The following is a 15,178-nucleotide window of genomic DNA, read 5'->3' as shown; positions in this document are numbered from 1 at the left end:
TTGAGACTGGGACCAGATCGCGGGAGACAGAACATGGGAACCGAGCGCAGCGCGAGCGTGGTCGAACCCGTCCGTTGACAAAGAAGTAAATCGGCCGGGCGGCGCCCGCCTGCATCGACTGGATTGGGTGGCAAAGCGACGCAGGGGCCGAGGTCTCCGGGCGTCGCCGGCTGCCGCAGGGAGAACTGGATATGACCTCCCCGGTCACGGGCGTTGACCACGTACGGCGTGTCCTGGGGGTGACCGTGACCGTCATCTTCTGATGCCTCAAGCACTGTGGCCATGTCCTGGGCATGGGGGTCCGCAACCGGGATGATGAGTGAGCTGGATGCGGCGATCACCCGTGGAGAGTGGCAGCTTATGAGAGCGTGTGTTGTCGGGGCCGGCCCCGGGGGAATCGTCACCGCCAAGGTGTTGTTGGAGAACGGCTTCGACGTCACGGTCTTCGACAAGTACCAGCAGGTCGGCGGGATCTGGTCATCGGAAGGCTGCTACGACGGGCTGGCCAACCAGGCCGCGCTCCGGCTCTTCGAGTTCGCGGACTTGCCGAACCGCTTGCACTTCGCCGGCGCGGTGGACTCGCAACGCTACCTGGAGAACTACGCCGAGACCTTCGGTGTACTCGACCGCGTCCGACCCGGCGCCGAGGTGATCTCCATCCGGCCGGTGGACGGGCCTGGGCGGGTGGGCGCCTGCGGCTGGTTGGTCGACTCTCGGCCCACTGGGGACAAGGCGGCGGACGTTCGTCGCGAAACATTCGACTACGTCGTTGTCGCCAGCGGGGCTCATCATCATCCCCGGCTGCCCGAGCTGCCCGGGCGTGATGTGTTCCGCGGGAGCGTGCTGCACTCCAACGAGGTGCGGGCCGGGACATTCGCCGGCCGGCGCGTGGTGGTTGTGGGCGGCGGCAAGTCCGCATTGGACCTGATCACCCGCGCCGCACACGAAGCGGCCTCAGCCACTATCGTGCAGCGCAAGGTGAACTGGATGGTCCCCGAGCGGCTTCTGCTCGGTCTGGTCGGCTACAAGTGGATCCTGTTCACCCGGCTCGGTGAGGCGCTCCTGCCCCGCTACCACGATCCGGCCTGCATCCGTCCGCTCGACCGCATCGACGAGCGGGCCAAGGGGGCTCTGTGGTGGCTCATCACCCGCGACATGCTGTTTTCCAGCGGGCTGTACCGGCTGCCGAGGAAGCTGCGGCCCGCTCACCCGCTCCCCTTCCATCTGGCCCACGCGGGAGTGATGCCACGCGGCTACGTGCGGGCCATCCGCCGCGGCCTGATCGCCCCCAAGGTCAGTGCTGTCGAGGCGTATACCGACAAGGGGCTGCGACTGGCGACCGGCGAGGAAGTGGCGGCGGATGTCATCGTGTTCGCCACGGGGCACCACAAAGTCTTCCCGTTCCTGGATTCGAGCGTGCGAGTGCACGATGCCGACGGGCGGCTGCGGCTCTACCGAGGCATCGTGCCACCCAGCGCCGACCGGCTGGGGTTCGTCGGTTTCCGGCAGGTCTTCAACAACATCATGGGCGTGGAACTCACCGCGCACTGGCTGACCTGTCATTTCCGGGCGACGCTGCGCACCACCCCGGGCGAGCAGGAGATGCGAGAAGCCATCGATGCTCGCCTGGCCTGGCAGGAGCAGGTGCTGCCCGGCTCCGGCGGCTACGACTTCGGCCCCTACGACATCCACTGCGCGGACGAACTCCTGCACGACATGGGGTTGCCATCCCACCGCGCCGGCAACTTGCTGGCCGAATACCTGCTTCCCGGCGGAGTGGCACACCGCTATGCGGGCCTCACTCGATCGAGTTCTGTCAATCCCCAGTTTTCGTAGAGACGTTGGTTATGCGGCCCGGCCTTCCTGATCGGTCCGGGCTCGCGCTTCCTGGATGATCCGTTCGAACTCAACGGGCGGTTTCCCGCCGGCCGCGCTGTGGCGGCGCTTGGTGTTGTAGAAGTCCGCGATCCACGTCGCGATCTTCAGCCGGGCCTCGGCCCGTGTACGGAACGTGTGCCGATGCACGTACTCGACTTTGAGGACGGAGTGGAACGACTCTGCGGCGGCGTTGTCCAAGGCCGACCCGACGCGCCCCATCGACTGCACCACGCCCCAGCGGCCACACAGCTGCTGGAACGCCTCGGATGTGTATTCGCTGCCGCGGTCCGTGTGGAAGATGACGCCGTCGACCTGGCCGTCTCTGGCCGCGATCGCCATTTGCGGGGCGGCGCTGACCAGCGCGGCATCGTGCCGCGCGCCCATCGCGTAGCCCAGGGCCCGGCGGGAGAAGGCGTCGTGGACGGATGCGAGGTAGAGCTTGCCCTCGCCGGTGTCGATCTCCGTCATGTCGCCCCACCACAGAACGTCGGGCGCGATGGCGTCGAACTTGCGCCGCACCAGGTCAGGGGCGGCTTTCCGCTTGCCGGGGCGGGTCAGCGAGCGGCGTCGGCGAGGCGGTTCGCGGCCCTGCAGGCCGAGCTCGGCCATGATCTCGGCAACGGTGTTCTGCGACACCTGCCAGCCCTCCTCCCACAGATCCAGCGTGATCCTCGGCGAGCCGTACGTCTTGCCGGAGCGGTCGAAGAAGTAGCGGATCCGCTCAGCCAGGGCAGCCCTTCTGACCTCGCGCTTCGTCGGCTCCGCCGGGCGGCGGCGCCACTTGTAGAACCACGCCTCCGACACCCCGAGTGCCCGGCAGGCGATGCGATGCGGAATGTTCTCCTCGGTCTTGCAGTCGCTGACCGCCCCGACCTGCGCTTCCCCTCGGAGCATGGAGGCCCCTCAGACTGAGCGTCTCGGCTGGCACCCGGGCGCTTCAGCTGGGCACTTCGAGCGCCGCAGTGGTCACGAAGGGCTCCGGAACAGGCCGTTTGACTGCGGCTATTTCTGGGCGGGCCCGCTCGGGTGGGCCAGTTCGATGGCGACTCTTCCGCCGATCCGCAGCGCCATGGTGCGGGTTGGCTCCACGGTGAAGCCGGCTGCGGCGATCCGCTGCGACACGGCGCCGCCGACGTTGTCGCGAAGCTGTTCGCGCATCCGGCCGCGCATCCGGACCTGTCGGCGCCCGCGGCCGTGCATGTGGTCATGCCCGTGCTCGTCGAGCACCGCGTCGGCCAGGACCAGCAGCCCGTCGGACCGCAGCACCCGGCGCACTTCGGCCAGCAGTGCGTCCTTCGACGTGCTGTCCAGGTGGTGCAGCATCAGGCTGGAGAAGACTCGGTCGAACGAGCCGTTGCCATAAGGCAGTTCCTGGGCGAAGCCGCGGTCCAGCCGTACGGTGAGGCCGGCCCGCCGGGCCTTGCGCCCGGCGCTGGCCAGCGCCTGCGGGTCAGGGTCCAGCCCGACGAGGTCCACGTTCCGGTGCCGCTGACCGGTCGCCCGGAGCAGGTTCCCGGTACCGCAGCCGACGTCCAGCACCCGGTGCCCGTCCCGCAGCCCGGCCAGCGTGATCATCTCCTGGTGGATCGGGCGCAGCCCGAACGCGTGGTGTACCACGTCGTAGAGCGGCGTCAGGAAGTGCTTGCCCAAGCCCGGGATGTACTCCCGCTCGGTGAGCGGCTGAGACATTTTTTCGGTCATGCTGTCCATTCTGACCGCGCCTGATGCTGCGGACCTGTACCGATCTGTGGCTCCAGTGGGACGATTCGACGGTGAGGACCGTGCGAAAGGCGCCCAGCCGGGACCGGCCGGCGACCTACTCGATGCTGCCGGCACCCGGCGAGCTGCCCGTGGCGACCTGGCGGCTGGAGCACGGCTGGGAGAGCACCGGCACCTTCGAGGAGCACGCGCACGACTTCCCCGGCCTGGCGTACTTCGAGACCACCGGCGGGCTGCTGCGCACCGGCCGGCGGGCCTGGCCGATCGAGGCCGGCGACCTGTTCGTCATCGCGCCCGGCGACGTGATGGGCCATATCCACGCCACCGACCTGGCCCACGCCCGCGGCTGGGGCGTGTTCTTCACCGCCGACGTGCTCGGCCCGGACGTCCCCGGCGCCCACCTGGCCTGGCGCACGCACCCGCTGTTGTTCCCGTTCGTCCGCGGCGGGGCGATCGGCGCCCTGCGGTTGCGGGTGCCCGAACCGGACCGGCCCGAGTGGGCCGCCCGAATCCAGGCCCTGCACGACGAACTGGCGCAACGCCGGGACGGCTGCCGGGAGGCCGTTCTGGCCCACCTGACGCTGCTGCTGGTCGGAGTGTCCCGGCTCGCCGCCGACGTCGTGGGCGACCTGCGCGAGAACCGGGAACCACTGCTCGCCGAGGTGTTCGAGGTCATCGAGCAGCGCTACCCACAACCGCTGTCACTGCGCGACGTGGCCGCCGCAGTCAGCATCTCCCCAGGCCACCTCACCTCGACGGTACGCCGACGGACCGGGCGTACCGTGCAGGAGTGGATCACCGAGCGGCGAATGGTACAAGCCCGGCGCCTGCTGGCCGCGACCGAACTGCCGATCAGCGAGATAGGCAGGCAAGTGGGCTTCCCGGACGCCGGCTACTTCGCCCGCACCTTCGGCAAGGCGCACGGAATGAGCCCCGCACAGTGGCGGCGAGCCGGCGCCGAACCCGGAAGCAGGCCGAGGCGCTGAGAAATCCCCATCCGCGCCGGTGGAATCCGCATGCGAAGCCAGGCAGGTCTGATCGGGGAATTGTGCGACGTCACCGTGCGCGATGTGATCCACCAGTTCAACGAGATCGGTCTGGCCTGCCTAGATGCTCACCGGGCGGGAGGCCGCCACCGCCAAGCCAGCCCTGAAGACGAAGACTTCGTCGTCCTGACGGCCGCCACTCTCCGACCCGTGCCCGTCTCCGTCCTCACCGACGTCCCCCGCCGGCACCAAGCAGGTATCACCGGCGCCATCGTCCAGCCAGCCCGGATTGCTCGGAAGCGCCGTTTATATGACTATTTGACAGGTCTAGCGTAAAAGTACAGGTGCTGCGAGCCGTCACCCCTCGGAGAAGGGGACAGCAACGTCGTGGACGATTTCCGGCAAGTACGTCGCCGGTTGCTCGTGCGCCGTGCTGTGCAGCTGCCCGTACGACGGTCAGCCCCGGGACACCAAGGGCGGGACGGAATGCCCGGGCACCGCCGTGTTCCACGTGGACTTCGCCTTCTGCAACCACTCCCCCTCCAACCTGACCTCTGGCAACTGGAAGGCCGGACTGGTCGTGGACTCCGCCGCCGGCGACGAGCAGGCCGACGCCCTGGAGCGCATCCTGTCCGGCCGGGAGGGCGGACCACTCGGCCAGCTCTCGCAGTTCTACGGCGAGTACCTGGGAATGGAACGGGCGAAGGCGTCCCTCACGGACGGAGAGAGGCCCGGCTGCACGGTCGAGGGCAGGACGGAGCTGTCCTACGAGCCGCTCACCGACCCCGACGGCAGTTCGACGAAGATCAAGAACGCCCTGTTCGGGTTCGCGCCCGAGTTCGAGGTCGGCAGGAGCAGCGGACGTTCCGATGCTTTCGGGCTGAGTTACGAAGCGTCGTACTGCGAGCCGGCCGACTACGTCTTCAGCAGCGAGGAGGCCGAAGGGGCCCACCACGGGACGTACCTGAGCGAGGCCATGCATGAGCGCCAGTGACGCACCACGGCTGTTGGCGACGGTGTTCTCCGCGCCCTCGTTGTCCAGGTGTGTGCCGATCGCCATCCTGGTGGGCACCCTGCTGTCGCTCGTGAACCAGGGCACCGTCATCGCATCCGGGGACGCCACGGCGGCCACCTGGTGGCGGGTGCTTTTCAACTATCTGGTCCCGTTCTGCGTGTCCAGCGCGGGCTTCTTCAGTTGCCGCAGAGCGGCCTGGCGGACGGGGACGAGGTGAGTCACATCCCGTGCATCCGTCCATCGCCGGCATCGAATCCTGCAGCCACGGCAGCAGCCAGTCCTGAAGCGGGGCGAGCATGCCAGGACAAGGAACGCAAGGCCCACGACGCTGGAGCAATGGCCCGCGGGTCCACAGCTTCTCCACGAAGATCACCACGGCCGGCCCCGCCAGGGCCGCCATGTTCATCACTCCGAACGGGATCAGGACGACCATCAGCCCAGCGCAGCAGCCAACGCAGTAGGCGCCGGCCGGGAGGTTGGCCCGGATCAAGGTGAGGACATCGGCGGCAGTGAGCCGGGCGCGCTGCTCCAGCAGTCCCAGACGGGCCGCGCTGAGCGCCCAGATCGTCACCACCCAGCGGCAGCCTGGACGCCTGCCTGCGGCCAGAGCGAGCAGCACGCCGTGCAGGGCGGTGAGCTGGCCGAACGGCCGACGGCGTCCAGTGCCCCTTGGTGCAGCTCCGTCAGGAGAGCGCTGGTGGCAGCGCGGCTGCCGGCGATCTCGGATACGGACTCCACGCCTTGTTCTTTCATCAGGTGAGGGATCCCGTTCACGGTAGGCCGACGCGCGCCCAGTGAAGGTGAGCGCGATCACCGATGGGCAGGAGTGTCCGCCATAGCCTCACCTTCGGGACGCAGAACAGGCCGAGCAGAAGGGCGCTGACATGGCGTGGGTCGGCAGGCTGCTGGTGGCCGTCGGAGACGCCGCCGGTGCGGTGGCCGGGTATGTGGGGCGGGTGACGGGAGCGCTTGCGCTGGATGTGGGTGTCGGTCGGCGCACCCGCAGCCTGGGGCCGCAGACGGTCGACATCGAGGCGCCGCGCGGGGTGGTCTTCGACGTGATCGCCCAGCCCTACCTCGGGCGGGCCACGCGGGCGATGCGGGAGAAGGTGGCCGTGCTGGAACGGGGGCAGTGACCTGGTACTCGCCGCCCACCACACCCCCATCACCGGTGGGCGGCTGACGGCGACGACCGTGGAGACATCGAGCTGGGCGAACACGTGGCGGGCACGCGGCTGGCCTACACCGGTGAGCTGGGCACGGACCTATGGGCGCTCGGCCGGTAGTGGGGCGGCGTGGTCGCCCCACGCTGGGAGGCGACCGTCACCTCCTCGCTGTCGACAGTCGAGCAGGAGGCGGAGCGGCGCGCAGTCCTCAAGCGACAAGATCGTTAAGGGCATCTTCCGCGCCTCGGTGGAAGGGGTGGGGTAGGCGAACATCATGTGCCGGAGCCGGTCGACCGGAACCTCGGCCTGAAGGCCACGGCAAGCCCGTAGGGGACCTCGCCGCCGGACGGGCCGACCGAAGTGGCACCGACCAGGGAACGCCGCGCTCGGCGTCCTCGACGAGCTTGATCAGCCCGTCGTTGCCGGCTTTGTGGATCCAGCCGCGTGCCGAGGACGGCACCTGCGCGGTGCCCGTACGTACCCGAAGCCCTCGCTCACCGGCCCCGTGCTCGGTCAGGCCCCACGGAGCCGACTTCCGGGTCGGGTGAAGGTGACACGGGGCAGGGCACAGTAGTCGGTCTTCGACCCCGGCGCGTCGAGGATGTCCCGGACGGCGATCTCCGCCTGGTACATCGCCACATGGGTGAACAGCCCGCGGCCGGTGAGGGCGCCCACGCCCCACACGCCGTCCGCGGCCCTCATCCGGCCGTCCACATCCACAGCGCGGGCCTCGGGGTCGAGACCGACGGTCTCCAGACCGAGGCCAGCCAGGCGGGCGCGTCGCCCGGTGGCCCTGAGCAGCCGCTGCCTGGTGATCTCCTCACCCGCGTCCGGGGTGAGCCGGAAGCCGTCCTCCCTGTGACGGACTCCGGTGGCCCGCGCACCGGTGCGTACGGTGCCCCCTTCCGCCCGCAGTACGTCGGCGAGCAGAGCCCCGGCCTCGGGTTCCTCCGCGGGGAGCAGCCGCCCCATCGCCTCCACGACGGTCACCGCGGTGCCGAACCGTGCGAACGCCTGCGCCAGTTCCAGGCCGACAGCGCCACCGCCGAGCACCAGCAGCGTGGCCGGCACCTCGTGGCGGCGATCGCCTGCCGGTGCGTCCAGTACCGCACCTGCTCCAGGCCCGACACCGGCGGGATCTGCGGGTGGCTGGCACCACAGCGCCCCGGGCGGAGAACACCTGCCCGTCCACCTTCCACCCGGCCGGGCCCGGCCAGCCGTGCGCGGCCACGGACGAAGCGCCCGCCCTTGCCGGTGAAGGGGTCCACGGCCACCTCGTCGTTCCAGTCGTCCGTCGCCGCCTCACGGATCCTGGCCGCGACCGGCGCGAAGTCGGCCGCCACCTCGGTCCGTCCGGCCAGGCCGGGCACGCGCCGGGCTTCGGCGAGCAGGTTCCCGGCACGGCTCATCATCTTGCTCGGGATGCAGGCCCAGTACGGGCACTCGCCGCCGACGAGCTCCGCCTCTACACCCACGACGTCGATCCCGGTCTCGGCGAGCCGTACGGCGATTTGCTCACCTCCTTCCGTCACCTGCCCGCCATCCTCGCCGCCTACGGGCTTGTGACCGGCGGCGCCGCGGCCCCACTGGCCGCGGCGCCTATTGCCGGCGGGCTGGTGTGCGCCATCTGGTTCCTGGGCCGCCCCCGCTCCAAGGCCCTCGCACCGGTGTGGGGGCTTCTTCCAGCACCCGGTCGGCGACAACGCCGTGGCCTCGTCGTACGGCTCCGAACCCGGGTTCGAGGTCAACCCGGCAGCCATCGCCGCGATGAGCGAACGCGGCATCGACATCTCCCGCGAGTTCGCCAAGCCCTGGACCGACGAGACCGTCCGCGCCGCCGACGTCGTCGTCAGCATGGGCTGCGGCAACTCCTGCCCGGTCTTCCCCGGCAAGCGCTACCTCGACTGGACCCTGGACGACTCCGAAGGCAAGACCGTCGACCACGTCCGGCCCATCCGCGACGACATCGAGCGCCGCGTCCGCGGCCTCCTCGACGACCTCGGCGTCCCACCACAGCACTGACCGCGGGCATTGGTACGGCCGCCGGCCCACGACTCGTCTTCGCCGACGTGCACAGCGACTGAGGCGACGGGGGTTCCGTGCCGGGACGTATCGGCCAAGCACAGCGCCGTGGGCGGTGCACACCACCCCTGCCAACTGTCCCGGCCAACACCATGATCACGACATCACCCGTGGGGTCGGCGGGCGGAAGGGAGGCCCGAAGCCTCCTCGCCGGGATGGGGAGACGGGCGGTTCGGCCTCTGCGGAGACCGTATCGCCCGTACCCTTCGTGGTGTCTACGGCGTCACATAGCGGGCGCCAAACCACTGGAGGCAACACCTCGTGCTGATTGCTCAGCGTCCGTCCCTGACCGAAGAGGTTGTCGACGAGTTCCGCTCCCGGTTCGTCATCGAGCCGCTGGAGCCGGGCTTCGGCTACACCCTCGGCAACTCCCTGCGTCGTACTCTCCTCTCCTCGATCCCGGGTGCGGCGGTCACGTCCATCCGCGTCGACGGCGTTCTGCACGAGTTCACCACCGTGCCGGGCGTCAAGGAGGACGTCACCGACCTGATCCTCAACATCAAGCAGCTGGTCGTCTCCTCGGAGCACGACGAGCCGGTCGTGATGTACCTGCGCAAGCAGGGCCCGGGTCTGGTCACCGCCGCCGACATCGCGCCGCCGGCCGGTGTCGAGGTGCACAACCCCGACCTCGTCCTCGCCACGCTCAACGGCAAGGGCAAGCTGGAGATGGAGCTGACCGTCGAGCGCGGTCGCGGCTACGTCTCCGCCGTCCAGAACAAGCAGGTCGGCCAGGAGATCGGCCGGATCCCGGTCGACTCCATCTACTCGCCGGTTCTCAAGGTCACCTACAAGGTCGAGGCGACCCGTGTCGAGCAGCGCACCGACTTCGACAAGCTGATCGTCGACGTCGAGACCAAGCAGGCCATGCGTCCGCGTGACGCCATGGCCTCTGCCGGTAAGACCCTGGTCGAGCTGTTCGGTCTGGCGCGCGAGCTGAACATCGACGCCGAGGGCATCGACATGGGCCCGTCCCCGACGGACGCCGCCCTTGCCGCCGACCTGGTACTGCCAATCGAGGAGCTCGACCTCACCGTCCGTTCGTACAACTGCCTCAAGCGTGAGGGCGTCCACTCCGTGGGTGAGCTCGTCGCCCGCTCCGAGGCCGACCTCCTGGACATTCGCAACTTTGGTGCGAAGTCCATCGACGAGGTCAAGGCGAAGCTCGCCGACATGGGCCTGGGCCTCAAGGACAGCCCGCCCGGATTCGATCCGACCGCCGCTGCCGACGCCTTCGGCACGAGCAACGACGCGGACGCGGGTTTCGTGGAGACGGAGCAATACTGAAACGCTGCGCTGCGCCGGCCATAGAGGCACTTCGCGTACGGGGACAGGAGAACCTCCACGCTGTTCCCTGCCCGCTGGGCGGCCTCGGCCGGGTCGGCGCCCGCGCACAAACCCGGGCGAAGGCGGCCGGCGACAAAGCGGCGCGGCTCCAGCGCTTCACGTACCGCCTCGGCCAGCCGGCGGTCACCGGCCTTGCCTGCTGCGCCCGTCACCCCAGCTGGTCTGGCGCAAGGCGACCCCGGCCGGCCTCTACCACACGGGGGCTATGTCAGGCGCCTGGTCGCAGAGAAACTACGTCCGTGACGTCTACTGACAGCGCCTACAGCATCGCGGCGGCCCGGGCCTCCCGCCCCGTGCGGTCAGGCGGGCCGTTCAGAGCGCTTCCCGACGACTTCACATGAGTCGTTCCCGAGCTGAGAGGGTTGAGTACGCGCCGAGCGGATCAGTCCTGGCCGTCGTCCGAGGATGGTGACGGGTCAGTGCCGTCATTGAGCTCGACTTTCGGTGTTCTGACCGATCGTCATGCCAAGCATCCGCTGGCTGTGGCCCATGCCTCGTGGACGGCACGGATTTCGGCATCTATGGGCTGACCGGGGCCGTCGCCCATAAATCGGGCGGCGATCACTACCCGGCGGAGCTTGGCGAGCATGTCCGACAGCGTCGGCTGGGTCTTGGTGGTGTACCACGGGGCCCGCTCGCGCCGCTCAGCCGCGTCCTGGGGACGGGTCCGTGCCACGTGTACCAGACGACGGTGATCGTGTAGCAGTACAGGCCGAAGGGGACGGTGCGCTCGACGGCGGTGCGGGTGCGGTTCTCGGCCTGGCCGACCCCGAGCAGGCCGCGGGCCTCGGCGAAGGTCACCTCGATCGCCCACCGCCACGCGTAGCGGGTGATCAGCCGTGGGGCGGGGGTGGTGAGGTCGGTGGTGAGCAGGGCGAGGTCGTAGCCGGTGTCGGTGGCGTCGTCGCGCAGCCAGATCACGCGGACGGTGCGGGTGTGGAACGAGCCGTACCACAGGCAGGTGCACTCGGCAAGGTGCACGGTGTCGGTGCGCTGGTAGCGCGCGACCTTGGCGGGAGCGAAGGCGAGCGTGGCGGCCAGCTCCTGCGCGGTGCCCAGGCGTTCGCCCTTGAGCCGGGGGCGGCCGTGGCGGCCGGTCGGCGGCGGGGCGAGGCCGTAGAGCACCGCGGAGGCCGGCAGGCGTGTGGTGAAGGTGATGTGATCGGGCAGATCGCGCAGGGCCCGGCCGTTAGGCGGCGTCCGCGACAACATGCAGGCGCCGCCAGTGGTGGCAGGCGGTGAGGAAACGGATCATGGCGGCGGCGAGGTCCACCTTGGACGGCCCGTCCTTGGGCCGGTGCAGCCGCGCGAGCACCGGCTGGGGGCACCTCCCGGCCGGAGGCTGGGGGAGCACACCGGGCGGGCCATGAAGGGCACCGGTGACCAGCGCGCAGCGAACGTGGCGAAGGCGGGGTAGGTGAAGCAGCCGCGCAACGATGCCAAGACGGCGAGCAGCGAGGCGGGTACGGTCGTATCGGGAAGCATCGGCGGGTCCCTCTGCGGAGGAGACGAGAACACCGCCGATGCTTCTCTGCTGTTCGGCCCGCGGCGGATGCTACGGCCCCTCATTACCCGTGTGGGTGACTTGGCTGACGATCAGTCAGAACAGCGAAAGCCGAGAGATCAATGGAGAGCGGAAGTATCTGTGGCGGGCGGTCGACCAGGACGGCAACGTGCTGGACATCCTCGTGCAGTCCCGGCCGGGACACCGCCGCGGCCAGGCGTTTCTTCCGCAAGCTGTTGAAGAAGGCGGGTGCGGTGCCGAGGGCGATCGTCACGGACAAGCTCCGCTCCTACGGCGCGGCCCACCGCGAGGTCATGCCGTCGGTGGAGCACCGCTCCCATAAGGGGCTGAACAACCGGGCCGAGAACAGCCACCAACCGACCCGGCAGCGCGAACGGGCGATGAAGGGTTGCCTCTTTGTCGGCGCCGCCCAGCGGTTCCTGTCCGCGTTCAGCGGCATCTCACCCCACTTCCGGCCCCACCGCCACCTGATGACCGCCACGATCACACCGCAGAGCCAACCGGCATGAACCGGATACCCGGCCCACCCGCACAGCCGCACAGACGGGCACGGGTGCACGGCGGAGCGGCCACCAGGCCGACGGTCAGCTCAGGAGCCTCCGCCACCGGAAGTGCGGTGGCTGCGGCCGGCTGCACCGGCTGATTCGTGGGTGTCGCCGCTTTGAGACGTGGCGTGGTGGGTCAGCACCTTCATGATCTCCGAGGCCAGCGCATCTGCCAGAGCGGGCGCGAGAGATTCTGCCAGTGCCGTCGCGAGGGTGTGCGCGAACAACACTCTTTCCAGTTCTGAAGCATGGGACGTCGGCTGCGACAGGGACGCTACGGCCGCTTCCATCAGGGCTCCCGCCAGTGGATCCTTTCCATGCTTGGCACCGGTTCCCGTATGTGGAATCCCGGTCTCGCGCACCATTTCCTCGAAGACCTCGTCGATGAAGGCCTCCACGGGATCCCGCTCCGATTCTCCGCCGGACTCAGCTGCCATTGTGGTTCCTCAAGTCTTCAATTGCCGTACGGGACCTGCCCTCCAACGCTGATGATTGCAGGATCGGAGGGCAGGGATGTCGCCATTTCCTATTAGCGGCGCATGAGCGCGGCCAGGAGGAGGGGGTGCTGGATCAGCGACTCACCGCGCTCCTCACGGCCGCGCATAAGCGCAGCCAGGAGAAGCGGGTGCTCGATGACCGACTCCTGGCCGCGCTCCTCACGACGGCGCGTGAGCGCGGCCAGGAGGAGGGGGTGCTGGATCAGCGACTCACCGCGCTCCTCACGGCCGCGCATAAGCGCAGCCAGGAAGAGGGGGTGCTGGATCAGCGACTCACCGCGCTCCTCACGGCCGCGCATAAGCGCAGCCAGGAGAAGCGGGTGCTCGATGACCGACTCCTGGCCGCGCTCCTCACGACGGGCCAGCATCGTTGCCAGCAGGAGCGGACCGAAGGAGGATTCCTCTCCGAACTCTTCCTGGCCTGCGCCTGCCTTTTCCCGCGTGGGGCTCTCCGTCGTTGCCGTCATGGTTCTCTCTTTCTTTGACACGTGGCTCAGCGGAGTGCTCGGCTGTCACAGGCTTCGCGCTCCGCCCTTCATGGCCATCGTCGGGGCATGCGATGCTCACCGCACTTTGATCATGCTCCATATGGCAGCGCAATTCCCGAAGACTCGCGCATGCCGCAAGCGGGAGTTATGGAGTTATGGCGCGCAGTGAATTGAGCTCGTCCATGCCGCTCGTGATGCCTGGCGATGATGGTGCAGAGCAACGCGGAGGGCATCAATGTGCATGCGGATCTCGCTTTGGATGTGGGTGATCAACTGCCCGGAGAGGTCGCTGGACACCGGCAGGGCTTCGCCCCCGTGACGTTCGGTGCTGTCGCGGCCGCGTGCCGCGTGGTCACCTTGCTCTCGCTGATCGCTGTCCTGGTGCTGATCTGACCCGTCGTGCTGGTGCGGGCCACGGCTCGGCCGGACATCCTGGGAAGGTGAGATGTCGCACCACCGCGCACGGCGGCACCCCGAAACCTTCGGGTGCGGCCCGGACCGATTACGTCGGCGCGGTCTACGGATCGCTCCTCGCCGCCTCGGTGGTGGCCGGAGCCGGAACGCTCGGCCCGTTCCCGCGGCTCGAGCTCGTGTTGCTTCTGCTCACCACCGGCCTGGTGTTCTGGGCCACACATGTATACGCCCGCCTCGCCGGCGAGCGGCCGGTGCACCAGCCCCTGACCTGGGAGGAGGTCCGCCGCGTCTGCGCCCGGGAGTGGCCGGTTGTCCAGGCGGCCGTTCCACCGGCCGCCGCCGTGGCGATCAGCCCGATGCTGGGACTGGGACCTGAAGGGGACGGCATGGCTGGGGCTCACCGTCGCTGTGGCCGGGCAGGTCGGCTGGGCAGGTGCCGCGGCCGTCCGTGTCGGCGCCCCTCGCCGCCGGGTGGTGGCTGCCGGGGTCGTCAACCTTCTGCTCGGACTGATCATCGTGGCCGTCAAGGCCGCACTCCAGCACTGACGGCCTCATTCTCTGGTACTGCCCGCCGAGCGGCACTGCGCTGATCTCAAGGTCGGTTTCACTTCGGGGGTCCACCGGTACGGTACGGGGTCACCGGGGGGGCTTGTGGACGCTGGGGGCGGAGGGCGGTCCGGAGAATGTGACCGCTGACGGCCAGGATCCAGACGGGGAACACAAGCTCGGAATAGGCGACACGGACGAACAGCAGCACCAGCGCGGCGAGGTAGCCGAGCCAGGCCAGCCAGCGGGGGAAGATGCCGAGGCGGTGCCCGATCATCGTGGTGGACAGGGTGAACACGGCGGCCATGCGCGTGCAATAGCCCGAGAGCAGGGTGAGGGTGAGGTGACGCCCGTACTGCCAGAGCTGGGGTGGGGAGGCCGCCTGGGACGTGTCGGCCGTGGCCAGGAGGCCGCCGACCACTGCGGCGAAGACGAAGAACAGCGCGACGAACAGCAGCCCGCCGCCCAGGAAGAGGGTGGCGAAGAACTTGTCTTCCGCCTCGCCGACGTAGTTCCGTACGGCGCCCATGAACCACAGGAAAAAGATCCCGGCGAACGGCAGCAGGCCCAGTGCCACCTGCAAGGCATCGCGGCGGGAAGAGTCGGTGAGCCAGCCGGTCGCATCGGTCGGATCAGCGGGGAGCGCGTTGCGGATCAGGACCATGACGATGCCCAGCAGCAGGGCGGAGACGATTCCCACCGCTCCCGCGATGCGCGGCGTCCCCAACGCTTCCGACAGTCCACCAGCGGCTCGCATGACTTCCTCTTTCCGGCGGGCGCCCCTACCGATGTCCTGGTCGGCGCCGAAGGGCGCTCCTGGCAGACCAGCCCGAGGCGGGGGCGGAGGGGCCACCGCCGGCCCCTATCGTGCCGTGCAGCGAACTGATGCACCGCCCCGGCACACGTGCGCAGGCGACGGTCACCCTCATGGCCCACCCGACTTGCCGGGCCGTCCTGGTAAGCCCGGGACGCC

At 69.1% G+C, this 15,178-nt stretch carries 18 protein-coding genes and 4 pseudogenes; 11 read left to right on the top strand and 11 right to left on the bottom strand.

Going from position 1 to position 15,178, the window contains the following annotated elements; translation table 11 throughout:
- Positions 1–315: 315 nt before the first annotated feature.
- On the top strand, positions 316–1,836 hold the full coding sequence (locus tag AQJ91_RS47450) for a flavin-containing monooxygenase (protein WP_159054834.1): 1,521 nt from the start codon (positions 316–318) through the stop codon (positions 1,834–1,836).
- A 9-nt stretch (positions 1,837–1,845) separates the two neighbouring features.
- On the opposite strand, the gene AQJ91_RS47445 is transcribed toward AQJ91_RS47450, so the two are convergent.
- Together AQJ91_RS47445 and AQJ91_RS47440 are read right to left on the bottom strand one after the other, a co-directional pair.
- Positions 1,846–2,772, bottom strand: a complete 927-nt coding sequence (locus tag AQJ91_RS47445; protein WP_107122736.1) for an IS3 family transposase — start codon at positions 2,770–2,772, stop codon at positions 1,846–1,848.
- Between the two features lie 108 nt (positions 2,773–2,880).
- The gene (locus AQJ91_RS47440) at positions 2,881–3,579 is read right to left on the bottom strand and encodes a class I SAM-dependent methyltransferase (RefSeq protein ID WP_159054833.1); all 699 of its coding nucleotides are present in this window, start codon (positions 3,577–3,579) and stop codon (positions 2,881–2,883) included.
- A 71-nt stretch (positions 3,580–3,650) separates the two neighbouring features.
- On the opposite strand from AQJ91_RS47440, the gene AQJ91_RS47435 reads away from it, so the two are divergent.
- From AQJ91_RS47435 to nrtS, 4 genes are all read left to right on the top strand, one after another.
- Positions 3,651–4,583, top strand: coding sequence for an AraC family transcriptional regulator (locus AQJ91_RS47435; protein ID WP_199848221.1), 933 nt, complete (start codon positions 3,651–3,653; stop codon positions 4,581–4,583).
- A gap of 30 nt (positions 4,584–4,613) precedes the next feature.
- Positions 4,614–4,919 (top strand): helix-turn-helix domain-containing protein, encoded by a 306-nt coding sequence (locus AQJ91_RS58820; protein ID WP_079085744.1) that lies wholly within the window; start codon positions 4,614–4,616, stop codon positions 4,917–4,919.
- Between the two features lie 94 nt (positions 4,920–5,013).
- Positions 5,014–5,577: a DUF1326 domain-containing protein gene (locus AQJ91_RS47430; RefSeq protein ID WP_234383467.1), complete on the top strand. Its 564-nt coding sequence runs from the start codon at positions 5,014–5,016 to the stop codon at positions 5,575–5,577.
- On the top strand, positions 5,564–5,815 hold the full coding sequence (nrtS, locus tag AQJ91_RS47425; RefSeq protein WP_079085743.1) for a nitrate/nitrite transporter NrtS: 252 nt from the start codon (positions 5,564–5,566) through the stop codon (positions 5,813–5,815). The genes AQJ91_RS47430 and nrtS overlap by 14 nt, the downstream gene beginning before the upstream one ends.
- Before the next feature lie 18 nt (positions 5,816–5,833).
- Here the strand turns inward: nrtS and AQJ91_RS58665 are convergent.
- Positions 5,834–6,073: pseudogene (locus AQJ91_RS58665) on the bottom strand (copper chaperone); the annotation flags it as partial.
- 409 nt (positions 6,074–6,482) lie between these two features.
- Between AQJ91_RS58665 and AQJ91_RS57130 the strand changes: the two are divergent.
- Entirely contained in the window at positions 6,483–6,734 is a 252-nt protein-coding gene (locus AQJ91_RS57130) for a hypothetical protein (RefSeq protein ID WP_067036329.1), read from the top strand.
- Positions 6,735–7,277: 543 nt separating this feature from the next.
- Here the strand turns inward: AQJ91_RS57130 and AQJ91_RS55025 are convergent.
- Both AQJ91_RS55025 and AQJ91_RS55020 read right to left on the bottom strand, forming a co-directional pair.
- Positions 7,278–7,835 carry an FAD-dependent oxidoreductase gene (locus AQJ91_RS55025; protein ID WP_199848223.1) on the bottom strand — a complete coding sequence of 186 codons (558 nt, stop codon included), beginning with the start codon at positions 7,833–7,835 and terminating at the stop codon, positions 7,278–7,280.
- Positions 7,751–8,296, bottom strand: a complete 546-nt coding sequence (locus AQJ91_RS55020) for a hypothetical protein (RefSeq protein WP_199848222.1) — start codon at positions 8,294–8,296, stop codon at positions 7,751–7,753. The genes AQJ91_RS55025 and AQJ91_RS55020 overlap by 85 nt, the downstream gene beginning before the upstream one ends.
- Before the next feature lie 70 nt (positions 8,297–8,366).
- Here AQJ91_RS55020 and AQJ91_RS47410 point away from each other — a divergent pair, with 70 nt between their 5' ends.
- Both AQJ91_RS47410 and AQJ91_RS47405 read left to right on the top strand, forming a co-directional pair.
- The gene (locus tag AQJ91_RS47410; RefSeq protein ID WP_079085747.1) at positions 8,367–8,786 is read left to right on the top strand and encodes an arsenate reductase/protein-tyrosine-phosphatase family protein; all 420 of its coding nucleotides are present in this window, start codon (positions 8,367–8,369) and stop codon (positions 8,784–8,786) included.
- Positions 8,787–9,107: 321 nt separating this feature from the next.
- Entirely contained in the window at positions 9,108–10,130 is a 1,023-nt protein-coding gene (locus AQJ91_RS47405) for a DNA-directed RNA polymerase subunit alpha (protein WP_067036325.1), read from the top strand.
- A 2-nt stretch (positions 10,131–10,132) separates the two neighbouring features.
- On the opposite strand, the pseudogene AQJ91_RS57125 reads toward AQJ91_RS47405, so the two are convergent.
- The 3 genes and pseudogenes from AQJ91_RS57125 to AQJ91_RS57670 form a co-directional block, all read right to left on the bottom strand.
- Positions 10,133–10,240 (bottom strand): annotated as a pseudogene (locus tag AQJ91_RS57125) (integrase); the annotation flags it as partial.
- 514 nt (positions 10,241–10,754) lie between these two features.
- Positions 10,755–11,402, bottom strand: coding sequence for a hypothetical protein (locus AQJ91_RS47400; RefSeq protein ID WP_067036321.1), 648 nt, complete (start codon positions 11,400–11,402; stop codon positions 10,755–10,757).
- On the bottom strand, positions 11,380–11,505 hold the full coding sequence (locus AQJ91_RS57670) for a hypothetical protein (protein ID WP_267891324.1): 126 nt from the start codon (positions 11,503–11,505) through the stop codon (positions 11,380–11,382). Before AQJ91_RS57670 ends, AQJ91_RS47400 begins: the two co-directional genes overlap by 23 nt.
- A 307-nt stretch (positions 11,506–11,812) precedes the next feature.
- On the opposite strand from AQJ91_RS57670, the pseudogene AQJ91_RS47395 reads away from it, so the two are divergent.
- Positions 11,813–12,173, top strand: a pseudogene (locus AQJ91_RS47395) (IS6 family transposase); the annotation flags it as partial.
- A 131-nt stretch (positions 12,174–12,304) separates the two neighbouring features.
- Here AQJ91_RS47395 and AQJ91_RS54245 read toward each other — a convergent pair.
- Complete coding sequence (locus AQJ91_RS54245; RefSeq protein WP_159054832.1) at positions 12,305–12,697, bottom strand: hypothetical protein; 393 nt, start codon at positions 12,695–12,697, stop codon at positions 12,305–12,307.
- Positions 12,698–12,789: 92 nt separating this feature from the next.
- Positions 12,790–13,224: a hypothetical protein gene (locus AQJ91_RS47390; protein ID WP_067036318.1), complete on the bottom strand. Its 435-nt coding sequence runs from the start codon at positions 13,222–13,224 to the stop codon at positions 12,790–12,792.
- 225 nt (positions 13,225–13,449) lie between these two features.
- Here AQJ91_RS47390 and AQJ91_RS47385 point away from each other — a divergent pair, with 225 nt between their 5' ends.
- Positions 13,450–13,638 carry a hypothetical protein gene (locus tag AQJ91_RS47385; protein WP_067036315.1) on the top strand — a complete coding sequence of 63 codons (189 nt, stop codon included), beginning with the start codon at positions 13,450–13,452 and terminating at the stop codon, positions 13,636–13,638.
- 47 nt (positions 13,639–13,685) lie between these two features.
- Positions 13,686–14,205: pseudogene (locus tag AQJ91_RS47380) on the top strand (hypothetical protein).
- A gap of 58 nt (positions 14,206–14,263) precedes the next feature.
- On the opposite strand, the gene AQJ91_RS47375 reads toward AQJ91_RS47380, so the two are convergent.
- Positions 14,264–14,962: a hypothetical protein gene (locus tag AQJ91_RS47375; RefSeq protein ID WP_067036312.1), complete on the bottom strand. Its 699-nt coding sequence runs from the start codon at positions 14,960–14,962 to the stop codon at positions 14,264–14,266.
- Between the last annotated feature and the right edge of the window lie 216 nt (positions 14,963–15,178).

Source organism: Streptomyces dysideae (assembly GCF_001514305.1).
Lineage (GTDB): Bacteria > Actinomycetota > Actinomycetes > Streptomycetales > Streptomycetaceae > Streptomyces > Streptomyces dysideae.
Note: the sequence above shows the minus strand (reverse complement) of the source record. Positions and strands in the feature narration are given on the sequence as shown.